At 62.8% G+C, this 20,614-nt stretch carries 23 protein-coding genes; 13 read left to right on the forward strand and 10 right to left on the reverse strand.

Features of this window, described 5'->3' with window-relative positions; all coding sequences use genetic code 11:
- Window positions 1-22: 22 nt before the first annotated feature.
- From BoBH3_RS11260 to BoBH3_RS11270, 3 genes are all read left to right on the forward strand, one after another.
- Complete coding sequence (locus BoBH3_RS11260; RefSeq protein ID WP_262330875.1) at window positions 23-631, forward strand: cysteine hydrolase family protein; 609 nt, start codon at window positions 23-25, stop codon at window positions 629-631.
- Window positions 632-643: 12 nt separating this feature from the next.
- Entirely contained in the window at window positions 644-1,276 is a 633-nt protein-coding gene (locus BoBH3_RS11265) for a DUF6766 family protein (RefSeq protein WP_262330876.1), read from the forward strand.
- Window positions 1,277-1,339: 63 nt separating this feature from the next.
- Window positions 1,340-1,924 carry a DNA-3-methyladenine glycosylase gene (locus BoBH3_RS11270; RefSeq protein ID WP_262330877.1) on the forward strand — a complete coding sequence of 195 codons (585 nt, stop codon included), beginning with the start codon at window positions 1,340-1,342 and terminating at the stop codon, window positions 1,922-1,924.
- A gap of 57 nt (window positions 1,925-1,981) precedes the next feature.
- Here the strand turns inward: BoBH3_RS11270 and BoBH3_RS11275 are convergent, their stop codons facing one another.
- Together BoBH3_RS11275 and BoBH3_RS11280 are read right to left on the reverse strand one after the other, a co-directional pair.
- Window positions 1,982-2,776: an SDR family NAD(P)-dependent oxidoreductase gene (locus BoBH3_RS11275; protein ID WP_262330878.1), complete on the reverse strand. Its 795-nt coding sequence runs from the start codon at window positions 2,774-2,776 to the stop codon at window positions 1,982-1,984.
- Window positions 2,777-2,790: 14 nt separating this feature from the next.
- Window positions 2,791-3,963: a zinc-dependent alcohol dehydrogenase gene (locus BoBH3_RS11280; protein WP_262330879.1), complete on the reverse strand. Its 1,173-nt coding sequence runs from the start codon at window positions 3,961-3,963 to the stop codon at window positions 2,791-2,793.
- A 208-nt stretch (window positions 3,964-4,171) separates the two neighbouring features.
- Between BoBH3_RS11280 and BoBH3_RS11285 the strand changes: the two genes are divergently transcribed.
- Window positions 4,172-4,564: a hypothetical protein gene (locus tag BoBH3_RS11285; RefSeq protein WP_262330880.1), complete on the forward strand. Its 393-nt coding sequence runs from the start codon at window positions 4,172-4,174 to the stop codon at window positions 4,562-4,564.
- 293 nt (window positions 4,565-4,857) lie between these two features.
- Here BoBH3_RS11285 and BoBH3_RS11290 read toward each other — a convergent pair whose 3' ends face one another.
- Window positions 4,858-5,289, reverse strand: a complete 432-nt coding sequence (locus BoBH3_RS11290; protein WP_262330881.1) for a low affinity iron permease family protein — start codon at window positions 5,287-5,289, stop codon at window positions 4,858-4,860.
- 98 nt (window positions 5,290-5,387) lie between these two features.
- Here BoBH3_RS11290 and BoBH3_RS11295 point away from each other — a divergent pair, with 98 nt between their 5' ends.
- The 4 genes from BoBH3_RS11295 (at window position 5,388) to BoBH3_RS11310 (ending at window position 9,336) form a co-directional block, all read left to right on the forward strand.
- Window positions 5,388-5,741 carry a low affinity iron permease family protein gene (locus BoBH3_RS11295; RefSeq protein ID WP_262330882.1) on the forward strand — a complete coding sequence of 118 codons (354 nt, stop codon included), beginning with the start codon at window positions 5,388-5,390 and terminating at the stop codon, window positions 5,739-5,741.
- Between the two features lie 400 nt (window positions 5,742-6,141).
- On the forward strand, window positions 6,142-7,023 hold the full coding sequence (locus tag BoBH3_RS11300) for an alpha/beta fold hydrolase (RefSeq protein ID WP_262330883.1): 882 nt from the start codon (window positions 6,142-6,144) through the stop codon (window positions 7,021-7,023).
- A 165-nt stretch (window positions 7,024-7,188) separates the two neighbouring features.
- The gene (locus BoBH3_RS11305) at window positions 7,189-8,259 is read left to right on the forward strand and encodes an ROK family protein (protein WP_262330884.1); all 1,071 of its coding nucleotides are present in this window, start codon (window positions 7,189-7,191) and stop codon (window positions 8,257-8,259) included.
- A gap of 165 nt (window positions 8,260-8,424) precedes the next feature.
- Complete coding sequence (locus BoBH3_RS11310) at window positions 8,425-9,336, forward strand: NAD(P)/FAD-dependent oxidoreductase (RefSeq protein WP_262330885.1); 912 nt, start codon at window positions 8,425-8,427, stop codon at window positions 9,334-9,336.
- Window positions 9,337-9,794: 458 nt separating this feature from the next.
- Here BoBH3_RS11310 and BoBH3_RS11315 read toward each other — a convergent pair whose 3' ends face one another.
- The 5 genes from BoBH3_RS11315 to BoBH3_RS11335 form a co-directional block, all read right to left on the reverse strand.
- On the reverse strand, window positions 9,795-10,031 hold the full coding sequence (locus BoBH3_RS11315) for a hypothetical protein (protein WP_262330886.1): 237 nt from the start codon (window positions 10,029-10,031) through the stop codon (window positions 9,795-9,797).
- A 90-nt stretch (window positions 10,032-10,121) separates the two neighbouring features.
- Window positions 10,122-11,231, reverse strand: coding sequence for a YihY/virulence factor BrkB family protein (locus BoBH3_RS11320; protein WP_262330887.1), 1,110 nt, complete (start codon window positions 11,229-11,231; stop codon window positions 10,122-10,124).
- A gap of 88 nt (window positions 11,232-11,319) precedes the next feature.
- The gene (locus tag BoBH3_RS11325; protein WP_262330888.1) at window positions 11,320-11,934 is read right to left on the reverse strand and encodes a hypothetical protein; all 615 of its coding nucleotides are present in this window, start codon (window positions 11,932-11,934) and stop codon (window positions 11,320-11,322) included.
- Between the two features lie 86 nt (window positions 11,935-12,020).
- Window positions 12,021-12,770, reverse strand: coding sequence for a DNA polymerase III subunit epsilon (locus BoBH3_RS11330; protein WP_262330889.1), 750 nt, complete (start codon window positions 12,768-12,770; stop codon window positions 12,021-12,023).
- Between the two features lie 91 nt (window positions 12,771-12,861).
- Window positions 12,862-13,191, reverse strand: a complete 330-nt coding sequence (locus BoBH3_RS11335) for a hypothetical protein (protein WP_262330890.1) — start codon at window positions 13,189-13,191, stop codon at window positions 12,862-12,864.
- Window positions 13,192-13,233: 42 nt separating this feature from the next.
- Here BoBH3_RS11335 and ku (BoBH3_RS11340) point away from each other — a divergent pair, with 42 nt between their 5' ends.
- Window positions 13,234-14,106, forward strand: coding sequence for a non-homologous end joining protein Ku (ku, locus tag BoBH3_RS11340; protein ID WP_262330891.1), 873 nt, complete (start codon window positions 13,234-13,236; stop codon window positions 14,104-14,106).
- On the opposite strand, the gene ku (BoBH3_RS11345) is transcribed toward ku (BoBH3_RS11340), so the two are convergent.
- Together ku (BoBH3_RS11345) and ligD are read right to left on the reverse strand one after the other, a co-directional pair.
- Window positions 14,107-14,895: a non-homologous end joining protein Ku gene (gene ku / locus BoBH3_RS11345; protein WP_262330892.1), complete on the reverse strand. Its 789-nt coding sequence runs from the start codon at window positions 14,893-14,895 to the stop codon at window positions 14,107-14,109.
- Window positions 14,896-14,946: 51 nt separating this feature from the next.
- Window positions 14,947-17,577, reverse strand: a complete 2,631-nt coding sequence (ligD, locus tag BoBH3_RS11350; protein WP_262330893.1) for a DNA ligase D — start codon at window positions 17,575-17,577, stop codon at window positions 14,947-14,949.
- Here ligD and BoBH3_RS11355 point away from each other — a divergent pair.
- The 4 genes from BoBH3_RS11355 to BoBH3_RS11370 all read left to right on the forward strand — a co-directional run bounded on the left by BoBH3_RS11355 (window position 17,567) and on the right by BoBH3_RS11370 (window position 20,565).
- On the forward strand, window positions 17,567-17,992 hold the full coding sequence (locus BoBH3_RS11355) for a DUF2171 domain-containing protein (protein ID WP_262330894.1): 426 nt from the start codon (window positions 17,567-17,569) through the stop codon (window positions 17,990-17,992). The two genes, ligD and BoBH3_RS11355, sit on opposite strands and share 11 nt — an antisense overlap.
- A gap of 38 nt (window positions 17,993-18,030) precedes the next feature.
- A complete protein-coding gene (locus tag BoBH3_RS11360) occupies window positions 18,031-18,657 on the forward strand; it encodes a dienelactone hydrolase family protein (protein ID WP_262330895.1) in 627 nt (208 codons plus the stop codon).
- Window positions 18,658-18,709: 52 nt separating this feature from the next.
- Window positions 18,710-19,600 (forward strand): hypothetical protein, encoded by an 891-nt coding sequence (locus BoBH3_RS11365; RefSeq protein ID WP_262330896.1) that lies wholly within the window; start codon window positions 18,710-18,712, stop codon window positions 19,598-19,600.
- 131 nt (window positions 19,601-19,731) lie between these two features.
- A complete protein-coding gene (locus BoBH3_RS11370) occupies window positions 19,732-20,565 on the forward strand; it encodes a transglutaminase-like domain-containing protein (RefSeq protein WP_262330897.1) in 834 nt (277 codons plus the stop codon).
- Window positions 20,566-20,614: the final 49 nt, after the last annotated feature.

Consider the following 20,614-nt stretch of genomic DNA (forward strand, 5'->3'; position numbering starts at 1 on the left):
TTCGACAGGAAAGAACTTCCTCATGATCGCCAAAGGACTTGAGCACGGCGGGATCGGCGGAAACGGCCTGCATCTGTGCGTGGACATGCAGCGCCTGTTCGACGTCGGGTCTCCCTGGGCCGTGGACTGGTTCGAGCGTGTGCTTTCTCCGATCGAAGAGCTATGCGGTTCCCATCCCCATCGGACCATCTTCACACGCTTCATCCCTGCGACCCGCCCCGGTGACGGGCGCGGGACATGGGCGCGCTATTATCGGCGATGGGCCGACGTGACACTGGAACGGATCGGCGCCGACGCCATCCGGCTGGTCCCCGCCCTCGAGCGCTTCGTGCCGCCGGCTCGGGTGATCGACAAGCACGTCTATTCGCCATGGAACGAAGGCAATCTCGACGCTCTCCTCGCTGGATCCGGCATCGATACCGTCATCGTGACCGGAGGCGAAACCGATGTCTGCGTCCTCGCAACCGTCCTCGGGGCGGTCGATCGTGGCTTGCGAGTCATCTTAGCGACCGATGCGGTGTGCAGTTCGTCCGATGCGACCCATGACGCGCTGATGGAACTCTACCTTTCGCGCTTCACCGAGCAGATCGAGGCGGTGAGCACCGCCGAGATCCTGCATGCGTGGCGATAGACGGGGAGCTCGATGAAACCGATCATGCGCAACAACGGACTGACCCTGGTACTGCTCGGAATGTTCCTGTTCTCGCTCGCGGGCATGGCGCTTACCGGCCTCGCCTCTCATAATGAAGAACTCATCCAGCATGGGCAGCGGGCTCTCCCATTCGGTGCTTACCTGACGAGCGGACCTTTCCTCTCGGCCCTCTTCGAGAATTGGGAGAGCGAGTTCCTTCAGATGGCGACCTATGTCGTCCTGACCGCGATGCTGTTCCAGCGAGGGTCGGCGGAGTCCCGCGATCCCGACGCTCCGGGGCGGGAGAACGATGACCTGCCCTGGCGGGCGCGCAATCCCAAGCTAGCGTGGCTCTATGAGCATTCGCTGGGCTTGGCGCTCGCCGTTCTTTTCATCGCCTCCTTCGCGCTGCACTGGTGGTTCAGCGCCATTGCCGCGAACCAGGAAGCGGAGGTCCACGGCCGCGAATTGAAGACCATGCTCGGCTATCTCGCAGACTCTCAGCTCTGGTTCGAATCCTTTCAGAACTGGCAGTCCGAATTTCTGTCCACCGCCGTCCTGGTCGTGCTGTCGATCTTCTTGCGCCAGCGAGGATCGCCCGAGTCCAAGCCGGTGGCGGCCGATCATTCCGAGACCGGGGCCTGATATTGCAGGAGTTCTATCAGCAGGGTTCGATCTGCTTCCCTCTTCGCCGCCGGATGAATCCCCATGGCCGATCATGTCATGCTCGAGCTTCCGCCACTCGCGGACAGCTTCTACCGAAGGCCGGTGGCGCTGGTGGCGCGAGAACTGATCGGCGCGACGCTGCTGTTCAGGGGCGCGGGCGGTCCGATCGTCGAAACCGAGGCCTATGACCATGAGGATCCGGCGTCGCACAGCGTGAAGGGACCGAATTCGCGGAACCGCAGCATGTTCGGCCCGCCCGGGCACGCCTACGTCTATCGCTCCTACGGACTTCACTGGTGCCTGAACGTGGTCTGTGGGCTGACGCCGGGTGCCGCCGTTCTCATTCGCGCGATCGAGCCGCTTGTCGGCATCGAGGAGATGAGAAGCCGGCGAGGCGACCTCCCCGATCGTCAACTCTGCTCGGGTCCCGGCCGCCTCTGCGCAGCTTTGGGCATCGAGGGTAGCTGCGATGGTCACGACCTCACGCGACCACCGTTCTCCTTCTCCTCAGGACCGTCCTGTTCCAAGGTCCTAATCGGAACGCGCATCGGTATATCGCAAGCGTCAGATGTTCCTGGGCGTTTCGGCCTCGCCGGCTCGGCGTTCCTCAGTCGGCCGTTCCGTTGAAGGAGGGTTCTGGATCCTCCTTCCCGTCGGAGTGTTCAGTGGCACGACGCCATGTCGTCAACGATCAGCCGAGCCCGGCTCCGCCATCTTCCGGTGTTGCTTGGCGAGCGTCTCGGCCGGGGTCACGTTGGCAAGCGAGGACTGGAGCTTGTTTTTCCAGCCACTGACGACGTCGCCCTCTCCGGCGAGAACTGCGTCATAGCCTGCTTTCGCGACGTCGGCCGGATCGTCCTTTTCGTCCTGGCCGATCTTGGTATCGAGCAACCCCGCACGCTCGAAGAAGCGGGTCTCGGTCGCGCCCGGCATGAGGCAGGTGACGGTGACGCCCGTGTCCCGCAACTCCTCGCGGAGCGCGAAGGAGAAGGAATCGATGAACGCTTTCGTACCGTTGTAGACGGCCTGGAACGTCCCCGGCATGAATCCCGCGATCGAGCCGGTAATGAGGATGCGCCCCTCGCCCCGGTCGCGCATCTGAAGACCGACCTTCTTCAGCAGCAGCAGCGTGCCGACAATGTTGGTGTCGATCACGCGCAGCCACTCGGTGTCGTCCTGATCGAGGAAGCCGTGCCCGAGACCTCGTCCTGCATTGGCGAAGAGCAGGTCGATCGGCCGCCCCGCTTTGGCGATTTCCCCGACGAGTTCTTCGACCCCCTCCTCGTCGCTCAGATCGGCGACGATCGAGACAACGTTGGCGCCCTCTGCCTTCAGTTTCGCCGCAGCGTCGTGGATGTCGGTTTCGTCGGCCGCAATGATCAAGTCGTAGCCGTCCGCCGAGGCAAGCTGGGCCAGCTCGAAGCCAATCCCGCTCGAAGCGCCTGTGACGACTGCGAGTTTCCCCGTTCCATTTGCCATGTCGTTCTCCTCGTTCACGGGGTAAGGACAACCTTGATGCAGCCGTCCTCCTTGTCGCGGAATGTCTGATAAAGCCCGGGCCCATCCTCAAGCCCCGCCCGGTGCGTGATGACGAAGGAAGGGTCGATCTCGCCGGACGTGATCTTTTCGAGAAGCGGCGCGAGATAGCGGTGCGTATGCGTCTGCCCCGTCTTTAGCGTCAGTCCCTTGTTCATGAAGGCGCCCATCGGGATCTTGTCGAGGAAACCGAAATAGACGCCGGGCATAGAGATCGTGCCGCCCTTGCGACAGCACATGATCGCCTCCCGGAGCGCATGCGGACGATCGGTTGCGAGGTAGGTCGCAGCCTTGATCTTGTCGATGACGGCATCGAACGAACCGCTGCCATGGGCCTCGGCGCCGACCGCGTCGATGCAGCGATCGGGGCCACGGCCCTTGGTCATCTCCATGAGGCGGTCGTAGACGCCGACATCGTCGAAATTGATCGTCTCAGCCCGCCCCTTGCTCGCCGCCAGCGCAAGCCGCTCAGGAACATTGTCGATCGCGATGACGCGACCCGCGCCGAACATCCAGGCCGACTGGATCGCGAACTGGCCGACCGGGCCGCAGCCCCAGACCGCGACCGTGTCGCCTTCCTCGATCTCCGCATTCTCCGCCGCCATGTACCCGGTCGGGAAGATGTCCGATAGGAACAGCACCTGCTCGTCCGGAATGCCGTTCGGGACCTTGATCGGTCCGACATCGGCATAGGGCACCCGCAGGTATTCGGCCTGCCCGCCCGGGAAGCCGCCGAGCATATGCGAATAGCCGAATAAGCCGGACGGCGACTGGCCCATCGCCTTCGTTGCCTGATCCGCGTTCGGATTAGAGCGGTCGCAGAGTGAGAAGAGCTGCTTGCGGCAGAAGAAGCAGTCGCCGCAGGCGATGTTGAACGGCACGACGACCCGATCGCCGACCTTGAGGTTCCGGACGTCGCGCCCGACCTCGACGACCTCCCCCATGGTCTCGTGTCCAAGTACGTCGCCTGCCTCCATCGTCGGCGTGTAGCCGTCATAGACGTGCAGGTCGGAGCCGCAGATCGCGCAGGCCGTAACCTTGATCACGACATCGCCGGCATCCTGGATTTGTGGATCGGGCACCGTTTCGCAGCGAATATCGCCCTTGCCGTGCCAGCAGAGTGCTTTCATGTCGTGGGTCCTTGATGACCCCCCACTCTGCGAACGCGCCCTGCCAGCGACCGTTCCGTAAAAATATCCTTGCGACTCAATTATTTGTCGCTCGCCGTCTTGGTCAGAAACCGTGCCGCGAACACCGGGTTCGGCAGCCCAGTGTTCGGGCGCCTAATGCCCTCGAACTCGATCGTCGGCCCTCGGTTCGGGATCACCGGATGGCAGCGTGCAGGAACGCCATGCCCTCCATTCTTTGACGTCCGCAAGCCTCCTTCGGTTATCGGCCCAGCGGCGCAACCCCTTCGTCCTTGTTGCGTTGCCTTCGAAAGGGAGCATCGACATGCCACATCCATCTTCGCCTACCGGACGTGAACTGGCGGTCGCCCTCGCGAGAAAATTTTCCGGTCAGGACTGGATAGCGCGGCTATCCGAACGCTCGGGGATGGATCGCGATACGGTCGAGTGGCACCTACAGGAAAATATTGCCCCACCGGACGCGGTCATGAAAGCCGCCTCGGAAATGGACGGCGAGCCCGAGCAGCGCGGTGACGCCATGGCACGCGATGATCGCCCGCTCGTGGGCCTGCCCGGCAACCTCGGGAAGCTCCGCAAGGATTAGCACCTGCACCCATCTCTGGAGACGTTGATGCCCAACCGTGGGAAAGAAGCTGAAAAACATCAAGCGGACGCCCTGACCTCCCAGAAGCCCGCAAAACGAGATGCCGCAGGTCAGTACGCCGCCTCACCGCGCACTTCTCCGAATCCCGACGGATTGGTGAGTGCTAACCCGGTCGTGCTCTCCGGCGACGGTGATGCGACGACGGGGAACGGGCACGGCCGAGACCGCGAACAGAAAGGGGCGAAGGCAGGCTAGACTGTCGAATTCCCAAGATAGCGATTGCGGTGTTGTGGTTAGCCACCTTTGGAAGAGTCTCCCTCTTCGGCTGCGCGACGGGCTTTGGAAGCGCGCTTGCAGAAATCACGCCGGATCACGACGAGGTCTTCCTCGTCCAGCTCCTCGAGATCGAGGAGCTCTTCGCGCGCGCCTTCAAGCCTGATGATCAGTTCATCAAGCTTGATCTGCATCGCTGCGGTGTCGCGGTTTTGGCTGTTCTGGATGATGAAGACCATCAGGAAGGTGATGATGGTCGTCGAGGTGTTGATGACGAGCTGCCACGTGTCGTTGAAACCGAAAACTGGACCTGAGGCGCCCCATACGAGGATCAGGCCAACCGCGACGAAGAATGTGATCGGTTTTCCAGTCCAACTAGCGACCGCCTGCGCAATACGGGTGAACAGCGACGCCTTGCTGCCCTTGTGGATGATGTGATCGTAACTCGACATGGTGCACCTCGACCGCTGGACCGGCGGATTCGTCCGCGATCCAACTGAACTGTCCGCGCTCCAAGCCAGTTCCAGTGTTCTGGATCGGAGGGAATGACATGAAGTGGTTCGATGCGTTCTCCACCGGCTGCGCCCGCTTCGCCGGGCGACCTGCGATGCTGCTCATTGCTGGGGCCCTGTCGCTGGCCGGGGTCGTGGCCTTCGCTTCCGGGAGCGATCACTTCCTGGGAGGCGCCAGCCTGGCAATCAGCACGGTCACCCTCTTGCTGCTGCCGATCCTCCAGGCCACCCAAAACCGGGATGGAGCAGCACTTCAGGCGAAGATCGACGAACTCATCCGTGCGCAGGAGGGCGCTCGGAATTCCTTGATTGGGGTCGAGTCCCATAGCGACGAAGAGATCGAAAAGGCACGACGATGCGAGGAACGGAATACCGACCCGCGCCGCGATTAGCGCGCGCATAGGTCTCGAGCGCTGGATGCCTCGCCTAGGGGTGAGCCTCCACGAAAAAGGCTGGGCACCTTCAATGTCGCGGATGCGCCTATTGCGGACAGAGGCGCTCTCTATCCTGAGTCGGTTGCCGCGTCCGCGGACGCCGACGACGACCTCCGCGATCAGCCCCCGGTCCCCCCGCAAAGATTCCGGACTTTCCTCCATCCGCTACAGCATACCTCACCGTCGCGTGTCAGATTGCGTGGGAGGCGAACACTGACCGAGCCGCAGCTAATGCGAATCCTTCCTGGCCCGTCTTTCCCTCCCCACTTGCCGAGTGTTCAGGCCTCCGGCTCGAAACGACGAGCCAAGGACCCGGTTTCCCGCATCACCGTTTATACAAGGTGGAAGGATGTTTCGCATGTTCGAGGGATTCAGCCTTGAGACGGTGGAAGTGGCCGACGGACCGATCCGGGTTCGTGTCGGAGGAAGCGGGCCGCCGATTCTGCTTCTCCACGGACACCCGCGCACCCACACGACCTGGCATGCGGTCGCCGCGAATTTGCACACCCGGCACACCATCGTATGTCCCGATCTGCCGGGCTTCGGAGCTTCATTCAAACCGCCTGACCGGCCCGACCATGCGAATTCGTCGAAGCGGGCGAAAGCTCGTGCCCTTGTCGAGCTGATGGACAGACTGGGACACGACACGTTTGGTGTCGCAGGCCATGACAGAGGCTCGTATGTCGCGTTCCGAATGGCGATGGATTATCCAGAACGTGTTCGGAAGCTAGCGGTCCTTGACGGTGTTCCGATCCTGGAGGCACTCGACCGTTGTCGCGCGGATTTTGCCCAGCGCTGGTGGCATTGGTTTTTCTATGCCCAGCCTGAGAAGCCAGAGCGCGCGATCGGAGCCGACCCGCTGGCGTGGTACGGCGGTTCGCCTGAAGCGATGGGCGAGGAGAATTTCGCGGACTTCGTTCGCGCCATCTGCGACCCGCCCACGATTCACACGATGATCGAAGATTACCGCGCGGGCTTGAGCGTTGATCCACAGCATGATCGCGAGGACCTTGCACAAGACCGCCGGATTCGGTGTCCACTGCTGGCTATCTGGTCGGAGCGAGACGATCTGCCGGGCCTTTACGGTGATGTCGTCGCAGTCTGGAAAAATTGGGCTGACGATGTTCGCGGTGCCTCGATCCCGAGCGGACATCATATGGCGGAGGAAGCCCCCGCAGAACTGGCTCGGCTCCTCGACTGCTTCTTCCACGATTCCGAAGGAATGGAAGCCAGGAGGTGATTTCTGCCAGACGTCTTGCCTCCGTTCGCACGAAGCTAGGCAGTTCTCTCCACCGTTCTCGATCTCGGCAACATGCGAGCCACCACAAGGAACGGGGCATTCCCTTCAATCTGAGGAACCTCGCTACGTCGGCACGGTTGAGTGTCTCGCAGCGGCGAGATTCACATGGCGAAGAATTCGAAATCGAAACCCGGCGACGGACCTCATGGAGCATCGCAACTGCCCTCCGTCCTGGTGACGAGTTATAATCTTGAAGCTCGTGACGAGGAGGGTTTCGTCGGCGATAAGGCGAGGCGTGCGGCGATCTTCGAGCATCTGGAGGAGGTGCGCGCGGTCTTGCGTGAAAACGGCGACGATCCGCTGGAAGTGCCGAGCGAAGACCTGAAGAAGAAGGATCTCGACGCCCTGCTCATCGAGGGTGCTCCGGAGGAAGCCGCACTGGTCCATACCGCTGTCGAGCGATACGCGGATTCTTTAGCGACGGTCGTTCGGCGTTTCTGCCGCGGCAAGGCCTGGGCTCAGATCGAACGGGTCGTCGTGGGGGGCGGATTTCGGCAGAGCCGCGTTGGGGAACTCGCGATCGCCAGAGCAGGCATCATACTGCGCACGCAAGGCCAGACAACTGAACTCCAACCTATCCGGAATCATCCCGACGAAGCAGGCCTCATCGGCAATGCTCACATCGCTCCGACATGGATGTTCGAGGCGTTCGACAGTCTCGTTGCCGTTGACATCGGCGGTTCCAACATCCGCGTCGGAATCGTTGAGCTGCGCCAGGACAAGGCACCCGACCTTAGCAAGGCGAGGGTCTACGAATTCGAACTCTGGCGTCATGCCGACGAAACCACCGATCGCGATCGGGCCGTCGAGCGAATGGGCGACATGATCCGAAGCCAGATCAACGCTGCCGAGCGCGGTGGCCTCCGGGTGGCGCCTTTCATCGGGATTGGATGCCCGGGGATCATTCAACCGGATGGCACCATCGATCGCGGTGCCCAGAATCTCCCGGGGAACTGGGAAAGCAGCCGCTTCAATCTGATCGAGAACATTCGAGAAACGGTCCCGACGATCGGAAAGCACGACACCATGGTGACGATGCACAACGATGCCGTCATCCAGGGATTGAGCGAGATGCCGTTCATGCAAGATGTCCGGCATTGGGGTGTCCTGACGATCGGTACCGGTCTCGGCAATGCGAGCTACGAAAACCGAGCGCGGCCTAGCAAGCGGACTTGAACGCTTCTCCGTCTCCCGCATCGATCGGCTCTGACCAGCAGGTGCGCTTCTCATGGTTCGACTCTCGCGCTCGCGGAGATGTTCTCGCCTAGACGACGAGACGAGACCGGGAATGATGGACGCAGAGCTGGCGCACGAAACGGATGCGCGCGTGAAAGGCGAGCGATGCCGGAAACCTTGCACTGCCTGATAGTCGGAGGAGGACCTGCTGGTCTGACGGCAGCGATCTACCTGGCCCGCTTTCATCTCAAGGTCGCCGTTGCCGATGACGGGAACAGCCGGGCACGGCAGATTCCCTGCACCCACAACCACGCCGGGTTTCCGGAAGGCATTGCGGGGACGGAACTGCTGGAACGGATGCGTCGCCAGGCGCTGAAATTCGGCGCCCGCTTCGTCGATACCCACGTTGACGGCTTGGCGATCATCCCCGGTGGGTTCGAAGCTGGCGGTTGCAACGGATTCGGTCCCGCGCGAACGGTCCTTCTGGCGACTGGGGTGACCAACCGACGTCCGGCGATTCCGGAGCCGCTGCACGCCGACGCACTACGCACCGGCAGACTTCGCTATTGCCCGGTGTGCGACGGCTATGAAGTGACCGACCTGAACGTCGCCGTTATCGGCTGCGGCGCCCGAGCTGTCACGGAGTGCATCTTCCTCAGGTCCTACACCGCCCGGCTGACGCTGATACTCGACGAAGGCACCGAGTTGACCGAAGACGATGCTGCTCGGATCCATGCGAACGGCATCTGCATCGTTCGTGGAAGGCCCACGGACTTCATTCTCGATGAAACCGGAATCCACTTCGCAGTCAGCCAAGGACGGATGACTTTCGACACCGTTTATCCCGCCCTGGGTTCCGAGATCCATTCGGGGTTGGCAGCGTCGCTCGGCGCCGCCCTGACCGATGAGGGATGCATCAAGGTCGATGCCCATCAGCGCACGAATGTCCGGGGGCTCTACGCCGCCGGCGATGTCGTGGTGGGCTTGGACCAGATCAGCCATGCGATGGGCGAGGCCGGTGTCGCCGCCACGACGATCCGAAACGACCTCACAGCCTACGAGCCGATCCTGCGCTAAGGGATGTCATGGCGGCGCGTAGGTTGGTCCGGACGGGAGTCTCCAGATCCAGAAGACCGCCTCAGGAACGCCAGCGTGACGACGGCCACGGCGCCAGCCAGAGCGCCCGCAGCAGCCGGAGCCAGTCTGCGCTTCGGCCGAGCCAGATATCTCGTCATCCGCGTAAGCTCCGGAGACGCTCCCAGTCGTTCGTAAAGCGACTCGGGCCGCGTCCTTGATAGCAGATATCCCGCGACGGCCAGGCCGAGCGCGCAGGACAGCAGTCCTCCCGCCACGACGAGGCTGGCGGTGATAGGTCCCCAGCGGAACATCAGCGATGCGTGGAGTGCGTTCAGCGCGTAACCGGCGGCGAAGACCAGGAGCAGACCGCTGGCAGCCCAAAGGGCATAGACGATCACGCGGCGCTTGATCGCTGCCGTCGCCCCAGAGACGAACTGGGCGACCAGGGCGCCCACGGCCTATTTCGCAGCCCAGAAGCCGATGACCACTCCGGCCGCCGCTGCCCACGCCAGGGCTCTGAGAGGCTGCGCCCTCACCTCTTCGATGAGCATTCTCTGCAACTCTCCGGCACGATCACCGGCCGCCTCCGTCATGCGGTCGGTGTCGATGCCGACAGATTTCAAATTCGACGTCACGTCGCTTGCTTTCTCTCCGGAGCGTGAACCAGAATTACCGAACTCATTCTCGTCTGCCATCTCGCGCTCCTGAGGTTCCAGCGAGGCTTCCCGATGAGGTTCCAACCGCCCGCACGCCACTCCGGTTCCTCGTTTTCGGCGGACCGGATCTCATCGTTCAGCGGAGCGGCTTTTTCCCGACTCGTCATCGGAACCCGACTTGTTGTCGGCGGCGTCGGCGCCGCGCAGTCCGATCGGCCGCGGGGGACCTTTCGTGGTGTCGCGCAGCGTCTGACGCTCCGCTTCGGAGTTCAGCTCCGCGCCGACCAGGATGATCGTGGCCGATAACCACATCCACATCAGGAGCGCGATCACAGCGCCGAGCGCACCATAGGTCTTGTTGTAGTCCTCGAAGCTGGCGAGGTACCACGAGAATAGGACCGACCCGAGTAGCCAGGCGACGCTCGCGAAGCCGGCGCCAGGACTCACCCACGCCCACTTGGCGTCGTCACGGCTTGGTCCGAACCGGTAAAGTGCTGCGAGGCCGACCATGAGAATGACGACCAACGCGGGCCAGCGGCCGAGCCACAGAACCCATTCCGCCAAATCTCCGAGGTAGAGATGATCGAGGATCACCGGGATGGCGGCCACGGCCCCGATCGCCAAGACGGCAAAGACCAGAATGCCGAGCGTGAAGGTCAGAGAGGTCAGGTTCAGCCGAATAAAGCTTCGCTTCTCGTCCTCGCCATAAGCAACGTTGAGTGCATCAAAGACGGCCTTCACGCCCGCATTGGCGCTCCAAGCCGACAGTCCCAATCCGATGACGAAGGCGAACCCGAGCTTGGCCTCGTTGCCTGTCGTGATCCTCACGATCTGGTCGCGGACCACTTCGATCGCGCCGCCCGGCAGCACGCCCTCCGCTGCCGATAGTTGCTCCGCGACCGTCCCCGGATCGGCCACGAGACCGTAGAGGGAGACGAAGGCGGTGATCGCCGGAAAGACCGCGAGCAGCCCGTAGAAGGTCACTCCCGCGGCGACAGCGAGAACCCTGTCTCTGCCGACCTCGCTATAGGTCCGCCAGAGGATATCCCGCCAGCCGGACGGCGGGATCTCGGTCGGCCCGTTGGCATCGCCGCCCTCGGTAGCGTCTGAGTTGCCGTGTTCATGTGCGGTCCCGCGACCACCGATCATCAATGCGTAGGCCTGCGATGCGATCAACGACGTCGTAAGACCGGCCAGGATGGCGAGTGAGGCCTGTTTGACTATCAGAGGTATGCGCACGTGATCGCCCCAAAATCCCGCAACTTCGGGCGGTCAGAAAGGTTGCAGCAATTGCGCCAAGTCTGGCCTCTCTGCCGGTCGCCGGACGTCAACGCAGCAGCCCGTCGGCATCGAATTCGTCCCAGCCCCGGAGATCGGGCGGCTTGTCCGGCGCGACTGCTTTCGCAGCTTGCGCCGGTCGGGACTCGGCTCTTCGAGCCCCGGCGAGAGCGGCCTTAGCCGCTGCACGCCGGCGGTTCTCGGAGCTTCTGATTGCATCTTCTTCTCGCCAAATAGCAGGTAGGTCGCCGTCGAGGATTGTCTCGATATGTCGCGGCTCGAAAACGTGGAAGGTCACGGCCCGCGCGCGCCCCCGAAGTTTGACGGTGCGAGTCCCCGCGCTTTGCAGCCGTCCGTCTTCCAGCCATTTGTGGCGCTCGCGAGAGCAGATTGCCAGTACGTCTTCCACCTCGCTTGGAAGCAACGGCATTTCCGAGATGACTTCGATTGCGCTGGCAATTCGGCTTTCAAGCGGTTGAAGGTCGACGGGGTCAGCTACTTCGAGGATGACTTGCCTTCCCTCCACGTTCAGGCACTTGCGCATCGGCCAAGGAAGACGACGCCGCAGCTCGCGTTCAATGCCCTTTGCCCTGACGGATGAACCGAGCGTCGTGGAGGACGGAAGCTCCCACCTCGCAATCGATGGGGATGGAGAGGATTTCATGCCGGGACCTCTGTACCCAACTTCGGCTGCGGGTACTCGGATGAACCGTCAGGTGACGACCACGTTCCAGTCAGCCCTCGCGACACTCAAAACAAGCTACGCTGAATGGGTGTCGATGGCTCCAGCATCGGAAACTCTCCTCGGCGTTTCAACTCGGTCTCGGCGCTGAAGCGAAGGTCGACGTCGCGATCCAACGCCAAGACGCGTAACGCAACCTCGGAAACCTGATCCCAGCCCTTGCCGCGATCCGGGCCGGACGGGACTCGCGGCAGGAGCCCGGGCTCGCCACTCCATCGCAGCAACTCATCCAGAGAGGCTGCATTCAGCATATCCCTCAGATGATGGGCGGTGACATAGGCGTCAGGCATCGCCTGCGCCGGAAGACCAATCTCGTGTACCAGTCCGTCCGGCATTCGCTGGTAGCGCAGCATCTGGTTCGAGAAGCGCTGGAGATGGGGCCATATCCTGAGTGCGCATTTCCAGGTACAAATCCAGCGCGCTCCCCCACTCAGCGCAGGAGTGCAGTACCGCATCTCGAAACCGGCGCGATGCGCCGCAAGCGCGATGACGCCGCCGCCTTCCGGACGCAATACCGATGGCGCAATCTGCTTCCAGAAAGGTGCTCCCACCACGTCGACATCCCTAATGTGGTGGATCGCCATCGTATCCGCGGAAATCGCGCGTCCCGGGTCGACCAGGTGTGCGCCCCGTTCGTCATCGAGGCGCCAGCTTCCGTCGGCGTCGCGCGTGACGTCCTGCCATCCGATCTCGCAGACTTCGTGTGGTCCGTTTCCCGCGGTTTCGAGGTCAATTACCCTGATGCGTTCTCTCGTCATGGGTGGGAGATCGGCATCCTCTTTGTCGAAACAAGTCAGGAATGCTTTGACTCGCGGTCTGAATCACGGGCCGCGGAGGGCGATACCCCCCTCACTGCAACGTCTCGGCCTTTCTAGTCAGATCCGATTGGGCATCACGCCGCGCGGCGTTCAGGAGGATCATCAACGCTTTTCGCACTGCCGCGGTGAGATCCGAATTCTCTCCGTCACCGGTCTCGCCCTTGAACGCGAGCCTACCGATCTCAGCCGTCAGGACTTTCATGAGCTCGTCCATTTTCCCCTCGTCACGCTCACTGCCGGCGGAGTGAACAAGTGCCCTGACGACGAGCCGTCGCAGCCCGGCATTGAGCCCCTTGGCGATGATCGCGTCATCCTGTGCCACGTCGGTCTTCCTCATGTTGCGCGGAAGCGGAACCATCATGGTGCGTCACGGTTCCTGACCTCGTCGGACGGAGGAACTGCCATGGCACCGCGGGCGATCTGGAAGGGCGTTTTGAAGGTCGCTGAATTGACCTGCCCCGTCGCGCTCTACACGGCTGCTTCGACCGCGGAGCGCATCTCGTTCCACACTCTGAACCGGAAGACCGGCAATCGGGTCCAAAGACAGTTCGTGGATGAGGTAACGGGCAAGCCGGTCGAGCACGACGATCAGGTCAAGGGTTATGATCGCGGCGACGGCGACTACATTGTCCTCGAACCGGAGGAGATCGCGGCAGCTATTCCGGAAAGCGACAAGACGCTTGATGTCTCAACCTTCCTGCCCTGCGACGAGATCGATGACGTCTTCCTCGACCGCCCGTATTACATCGCACCTAGTAGCCAGATCGCATCAGAAGCGTTCGAGCTAATCCGAGAGACAATGGCGGAACAGAAATGCGCCGCGCTGGCCCGAACGGTGATCTTCAGACGGATGCGCTCGATCCTGATCCGGTCGCACGGCAAGGGTCTGATCGGTACGACCCTAAATTTCGACTACGAGGTGCGCTCGGCTGAGGATGCGTTTAGCGACGTGCCGAAGATGAAGATCCAGGCCGAGATGCTCGATCTCGCGAAGCACATCATCGAGACGAAAGCGGGCGAATTCGATCCCAAGGCTTTCGACGATCGCTACGAGGCCGCCCTCGCCGAGTTGGTCAAGGCCAAGATCGAAGGTCGTAAGCTCAAGCCTAAGAAGCTGCCTGCGCCTGCGAAGGTCGTCGACTTGATGGAGGCGCTGCGGCAGAGCGCCAAGGGTACCGGCAAGGCGCCGGCGGCGGCAAAGTCCTCGACACGCAAAGCCGCCGCCAAGCCTCGCGGCAAAACGGGTCAGGAGGCAGAGCGGCGCAAGGCGAGCTGATCAGGATCGCCGCGGTTCGAGGCTCTTCTTCAGCGCATCCATGATGCTGACGACGTTGCCTTCGCTCTTCGGCGCCGGACGCGCCTGCGTCGCCTTCCTTCCCTTTTCCTTGGACTTGATGATCGACAGGAGCTCGTCCTGCACGGGATCCTCTGCCAGGTCGGGCGACCAGTCCTTGGTCCGCGACTTGATCAGCTTCTCCATCAGCGGCTTCATGTCCGCCTCTGGCTCCATCTTCTTGATCCCAGCGAAGTAAGGCTTTTCGTCGCGCACCTCGTCGCCGTAGCGCAGTGTCCAGAGCACGATCCCGTTGTCACGAGGCTCAAGCAGCACGGCCCGCTCGCGGCGATAGAGGACGACGCGCGAAATCCCCACGGTTTTCGTAGCCTTCATCGCTTCCCGGATGACAGAGAAGGCTTCCTCACCAACCTTGCCTTCAGGTACCAAGTAGTGAGGCGCGTCGTACCAGATCCAACCAACCGATGAGCGCGGAGCGAACACCTCGATGTCGATGGTGCGGGTACTTTCAAGTGCCACGGAATCCAGTTCGTCCTCCTCCATCATGACGTACTCGTCGTCATCCTTAGGATAACCACGCACCTCGTCTTCGTCCGCCACTGGCTTGCCGGTGACGGCGTCGATGAAGCGGCTCTGGATCCGGTTCCCGGTCCTCCGGTTGAGCGTATGGAAGCGGACCTTTTCGCTTTGGGACCGCGCCGGCATCATCGCGACTGGACAGGTCACCAGCGACAGCTTGAGATAGCCCTTCCAGAACGTCCGTTGAGCCATGAAGCACCTCCGCGACGATAACGGCAGCCATTGACGTTTCGTTCCTGCGCTCTACGCAGCCTTGCTGTCACGACCCAACCGCTTGATCGCCTCAATGAGCGGCACCCCGGCATCGGCATAGCCGTCCCAGGCCTTGCTCTTCGCAAGTAGGCCGGGGACTGTCCGAAGGGTGAACCGGGCCGGGTCGAGGCCCTTTTTCACCTGCGTCCATGGCACCGGCATCGAGACATGCGCGCCTGGCCTCGCCCGAGGTGACAGCGGCGCGACGGCCGTCGACATTCTGTCGTTGCGCAGATAGTCGAGGAAAATTCGGCCGTTCCGTAGCCGCTTGGCCATGTTGATCACGTAGCGGGACGGCTCGTCCGAGGCCATCTCGGCGCATACCTGCCGGGCGAAGTCCTTGGCCGTCGGCCAATCCAATTTCTTGCGCCCGGCCGCCTTGAGTGGTGTGACGACGTGCAGTCCCTTGCCGCCGGTCGTTTTACAGAAGCTGTTCAGCCCGAGCGCCTCCAGCCTCTCCCTCATGCCGTTTGCCGCGGCGACCACGTCGTCGAACGCGATGCCAGGCCCAGGATCGAGGTCGAAGACGAGGCGACCAGGAACCTCCGGATCGCCCGGTTGACAGTTCCACGGGTGCAGTTCGATGCCGCCGATCTGGGCAGCGGCGATCAGGGCCTCCATGCGATCGATCTGGAGATAGGGCTTCTTGTCCCCGAAGACGTGGACCAGCTCGAATAGGTTGGACGTGCCGAGACCCGCGTGGCGTTGGAAGAAGGTCTCGCCGTCGATGCCGTCCGGAGTTCGAAGCAGCGAGCAGGGTCTGCCCTTGATGTGTGGGATCATCCATTCGCCGACGGCGGAGAAGTAATTCGCCAGATCCAGCTTGGAAACGGGCCTGCCGTCCTCGGCATCGGGCCACAGCGCCTTGTCCGGATGCGAGAGGCTGACCCCGAGCACGTCTACCCTCCCGCCCTTCCGGCGCGGCGTCGCCGTCGTCGGCTTCGCGGGCTCGATGTCCTCGGGCGAGGCCGGGAGATCGGTCTCGACCTCTGCCGCTGGCTTGTCCTCGCGGAGGCCCTTGAACGCGGCCTGCCTAACCATGCCGTCGCCGGTCCAGCCTGCGAACTCGATCTCAGCGACGAGCACGGGTTCGAGCCAGGTCACGCCCGGTGCGCGCCGCGGCGCATTAGCGCCGGTGAACGGGGATGCCTTCGTCGCATGCTTCTTCAGCCGCGGCAGCAAGGAAGCGACCTTCGCGGCGCCGTAGCCGGTGCCGACCCGGCCGATATAGACGAAGTGCGAGCCCCGGTTGACGCCGACCAGCAGCGAACGGAATTTCCCCTCCGTCGTTGCCCAGCCGCCGATCACGACCTCATGCCCGGCCCGGCATTTCGCCTTCATCCAGGTGTCGCTACGACCCGAGACGTAGGGCGCCTCCGTCGATTTTGACACGATGCCCTCAAGCGAGAGCTTGCAGGCTGATTTCAGAACAGCGTCGCCGCCGCTCTCGAAATGCTCGACATAGCGCAGGACAATGCCGTCGCCATGGAGCTCTACCAGTTCCTTCAGCCGAGCCTTTCGGGCCAGGAGCGGCTGGCGGCGCAGGTCCTCGTCCTCGATCCACGGCAGGTCGAAGGCGAAGTACACGAGGTCGTTGGTCTTGCTTTCCGACAGCGCGGCCTGGAGCGCGGCGAAATCAGGCGCGCCGCTTTCGTCCAGCGCCACCACCTCGCCGTCAACAATGCTGTCCGGCCAGCCTCGCGCAGCATCAGCGATCACCCGGAACTTCTTCGTCCAATCCAATCCTTTACGCGTCTTTAGGGTGACCTCTCCGCCCTCGACGCGAACCTGAACGCGATAGCCGTCGAACTTGATTTCATGGACCCATTCCGCGCCGGCCGGGGGCCGCTGGACCGAGGTACAGAGCTGGGGCGGCAGGAAATCAGGCATCGTTCCCGCCGCTGCGGTCTTGCTTCGCGAGTTGGCCTCTCGGGCCGGCGCGCGGCGTTCGGCAGCGGCGAGGCCAACGCGCGAATCCCAGACCGCATCCGCATCGACAGCATCCTTCGCGAGCAGGAATGGCGTCGGAGACCTGCCGTTTCCTGCGGCGATCGCAGCCATCGAGCGGCCCGAGGCAATCGACCTCTCATCGGCCAGGACTTTCTCGCCCTCGTCGTCCGACGCGTGCTCGTCGCGATGCTTGATCAAGAGCCAATTGGTCCGCTTGCCGCCGTCCCGATCGCGTTTCATCCGCACGAGGACGAAGCTGCCCTGCAAACGTTGCCCATCGAGCGTGAACTTGAGGTCGCCTTTCTCGAGCTGACGCTGCGGGCTTAGCTTGCCCTCTGGCTCCCAATGACCTCGATCCCAAAGCATTACGGTGCCCCCGCCGTACTCACCCTTGGGGATCGTGCCTTCGAAGTCGCCATAGGCCAGCGGATGATCCTCGACCTCGACGGCCAGCCGCTTGTCGTGGGGATCTAGGGAGGGACCCTTCGTCACTGCCCAAGACTTGAAGACGCCGTCGAGCTCGAGGCGCAGATCGTAGTGAAGCCGGGTTGCGTCATGCTTCTGGATCACGAAGCGGAGCCGTTTCGAAGGCGCCACGGCGGTCTCACCGCTCGGTTCCTTGGTCTTCTTGAAATCGCGCTTGGCCCGGTATCCTTGCAGCTTGCTCGACATCGACGACACTCCCGATGCATCGGCAACCGCGCTGTCTTGTGGCGGTTCCGTAAACCGAGCCGAGAACCGTCCCGGGGACCTTGGTCCCGCCAATCGCATCGAAGCTTCGGAAACTCGGAACTTCGTCGGCCGGCTCCCGTTGCCGCAACGAAGCATTTTGCAAGGGGAGTCCGTCATGATGTTCGTCGAGCAGATCAAGGAGGGCCAACGCGTCATCGGCGCGGACGGCGGCCACGTCGGGACGATCGACGGCCTGAGCGGACAGCTCCTCAAGCTGAAGAAGAACGATCCCGAATCCGGTGGAGCGCACCATTATCTCGATATCGGCCTCGTCGTGGCCGTCGAGGGCGATACCCTCAAGCTTATCGTCCCGGCTGCCGAAGCGAAGGAACGCTGGTCCGAGGCGGCCGAATGAGAGGGATTGATCGTCGAACCCTGCTCGGTGCCGCCTGCATGGTTGGAACGGCCAAGCGTTCGAGTGCGGAAACGCGGATCGGCGTCGACAGGTTCGGTTCGTCGGGATCGGCCGTCTACCTGCTGCACGGCTCGGACGGGCTGAGCAATGCAGGGCGCTATCAATTCGCGGCGCAGACGATCGCCAACGCGGGTTACTCAGTGCTGCTGCCGCGCTATTTCGAAGCGACCGGCGACAGTCGAGCGCGCTATGGCGACATCCGGTCCAAATACGCGATCTGGCTGCGGACGCTTGAGGTCATCCTTGCGGAGCCTCCGCGCGGCACCGAGGCAGACCGCGTTGCGGTCGTTGGCTTCTCTCTGGGTGGCGCTCTTGCGCTCTCCCTCGCCTCGCGCTCATCACGGATTCGGGCTGTCGTCGATTTCTTCGGCTTCGAGCCTGAGAGCCTCGGCGCGGGACGCAGGCTCCCGCCGACACTGATCCTGCATGGCGACGCCGATCGCGTCGTCCCGGTGGCCAATGCGACGGCGATCGAACGCCTGATAAGGTCGCAGGGCGGGACCGTCGAGAGCCGCATCTATCCCGGCGAGGGACATGGGCTGTCGCTTGCGACATTGCCGGATGCCATCGGAAGGACGCAGGATTTCCTTCGGCAACATCTGTAACGGATCCGATGCCATGTTTCGTCTCGACTGATCGATCCGGTAGAATCCGACGATGCCAGCTCAGCCGCCCGATCGGATCGAAATCCGAGCTGCCGATGACGACGCGGGCGCGATCGTTGCCTTCCCCTATGATGCCGCGCTCGTGGAACGCTTCCGCGCTCGTTTTCCCGCAGCACGATGGAGCGATCATGCCTGTGCCTGGTTCGTTCCCGGGACAACCGCGGAGCGCCGGGTTGCGGTCTGGCTTCAACGCGAGCTGCCCGAGCCCCTCGCGTTTGCCGACGAGCGCGGCCGGGATGCATTCTCATTCGATCCGATCGAGAGCGACTATCTTGAGGCGAACGGAGACGTGATCGTCAGGACACCGTATTCTCGCACCGTCATCGACAACCTCCGCGGCGTTCCTTGGGCGGCGTGGGATCGCGAGGGGAAGGTCTGGCGCGTACCGTATCGATCTCTCGAGGCGTTGAGATCTTGCTGGCTCTCCATCGAGATCGCTGCACGGCGGGCGGAACCCAGCGAGCGCAAACGGCGCCGTGAGGAGCTGAAGCGCTCGCCGGAGTTCGCGGACATCAAGCAACGCGAAGCGGAGAGGCGGCGCAAGCGGCTGGCCGTTCCGACTTCGCAACTCCCACCCCCGGGTCGACCGGTGATGACGGTGAGGGGCATCGTCGTGGTGACCGGCAGTGATGGCGAGCTTGTGGATGTCGGTGGGGCGGACGGGGCTGAAGCCGCTGCCGTCACCGAGGATCATGTCTGGATCTTCTGGCGTTCGCCGACCCTCGAGGAACTCATCCGGACCTGGCCGGCGCGACGGGAGCCCGATATGCCGGAACGAGCCAGGGGGTGGTGGCAGCCGACGCTCGAGGAACTGCGCGCGGCCCGGCGGAAAGCGAAGTCGATCGAACGCGCGGCGGCCACGCGGAGCGCTCGACTGGTATGAGGGGCCTCTGCCGCAACCGCAGTTCGCATTGAACACGCGCTGGGCTCAATGCCTGAAATCTCACCAAGCCCCTCAGGAACAGCGCCTTTCCTGCGGTGTTGGGCTCTCACGTTCAGCGACGAGATGAGAGCATGGAAATCCGCGTCGGCTATCAGATCGAGATCACCACGGCGCAGCCTGTCTCGTGCATGACCCTGCTCGATCCGCACCCCAGCCGCGACGGTGACATGTTCAGCTTGCCGAGGCCCCGGGTGACCTCGCTAGCTGACGGGTCGAAAGTGCGGGTGCGTGAATACACTGATGGCTTCGGTAACCGGTGCCGACGGCTTCTCGTCCCCGCGGGGGGCGTCCTCTTCACCAGCGATTTGGTCGTTCGCGATGCAGGCATACCCGACCAGTGGGACAAGCAGGCACCCGAAATCCTGCCGGACGACCTGCCATCCGAGGTCATCGAGTACATGCTGTCGAGCCGCTATTGCGAGGTTGACGAGTTGTCGGCCACGGCGTGGAATCTGTTCGGCTCATTCGCTCCGGGTTGGAATCGTGTCCAGCAGATCTGCAATTACGTGAATGCGCAGATCCGGTTCGACTACCAGTTCGCCCGCAATACCCGCACCGCGGCCCAGGCGATGAACGAGCGTGTGGGCGTCTGCCGGGACTTCACTCATCTCGCCATCGCGTTGTGCCGCGCCATGAATATCCCTGCCCGTTATTGCAACGGATTCCTCGGGGACATCGGAGTGCCGCCGGATCCAGCGCCGATGGACTACAACGCTTGGTTCGAGGCCTATCTGGGCGGCAAATGGTACGCCTTCGACGCTCGCCACAACATGCCGCGCATCGGTCGCATCCTGGTGGCGCGGGGACGGGACGCGGCCGACGTCCCGATGATCCATACCTTCGGCCCCCACCTTCTCCAAAAATTTGAGATCGTTACCGAGGAGGTGGCGGCCAACCGGGCTTGAAGCGGAACCTCACCCGGCCAGGACGCGTTTTCCGCTCCGACGCCGCCCC

Source organism: Allobosea sp. BH3, assembly GCF_025499465.1.
Classification (GTDB): Bacteria; Pseudomonadota; Alphaproteobacteria; order Rhizobiales; family Beijerinckiaceae; genus Allobosea.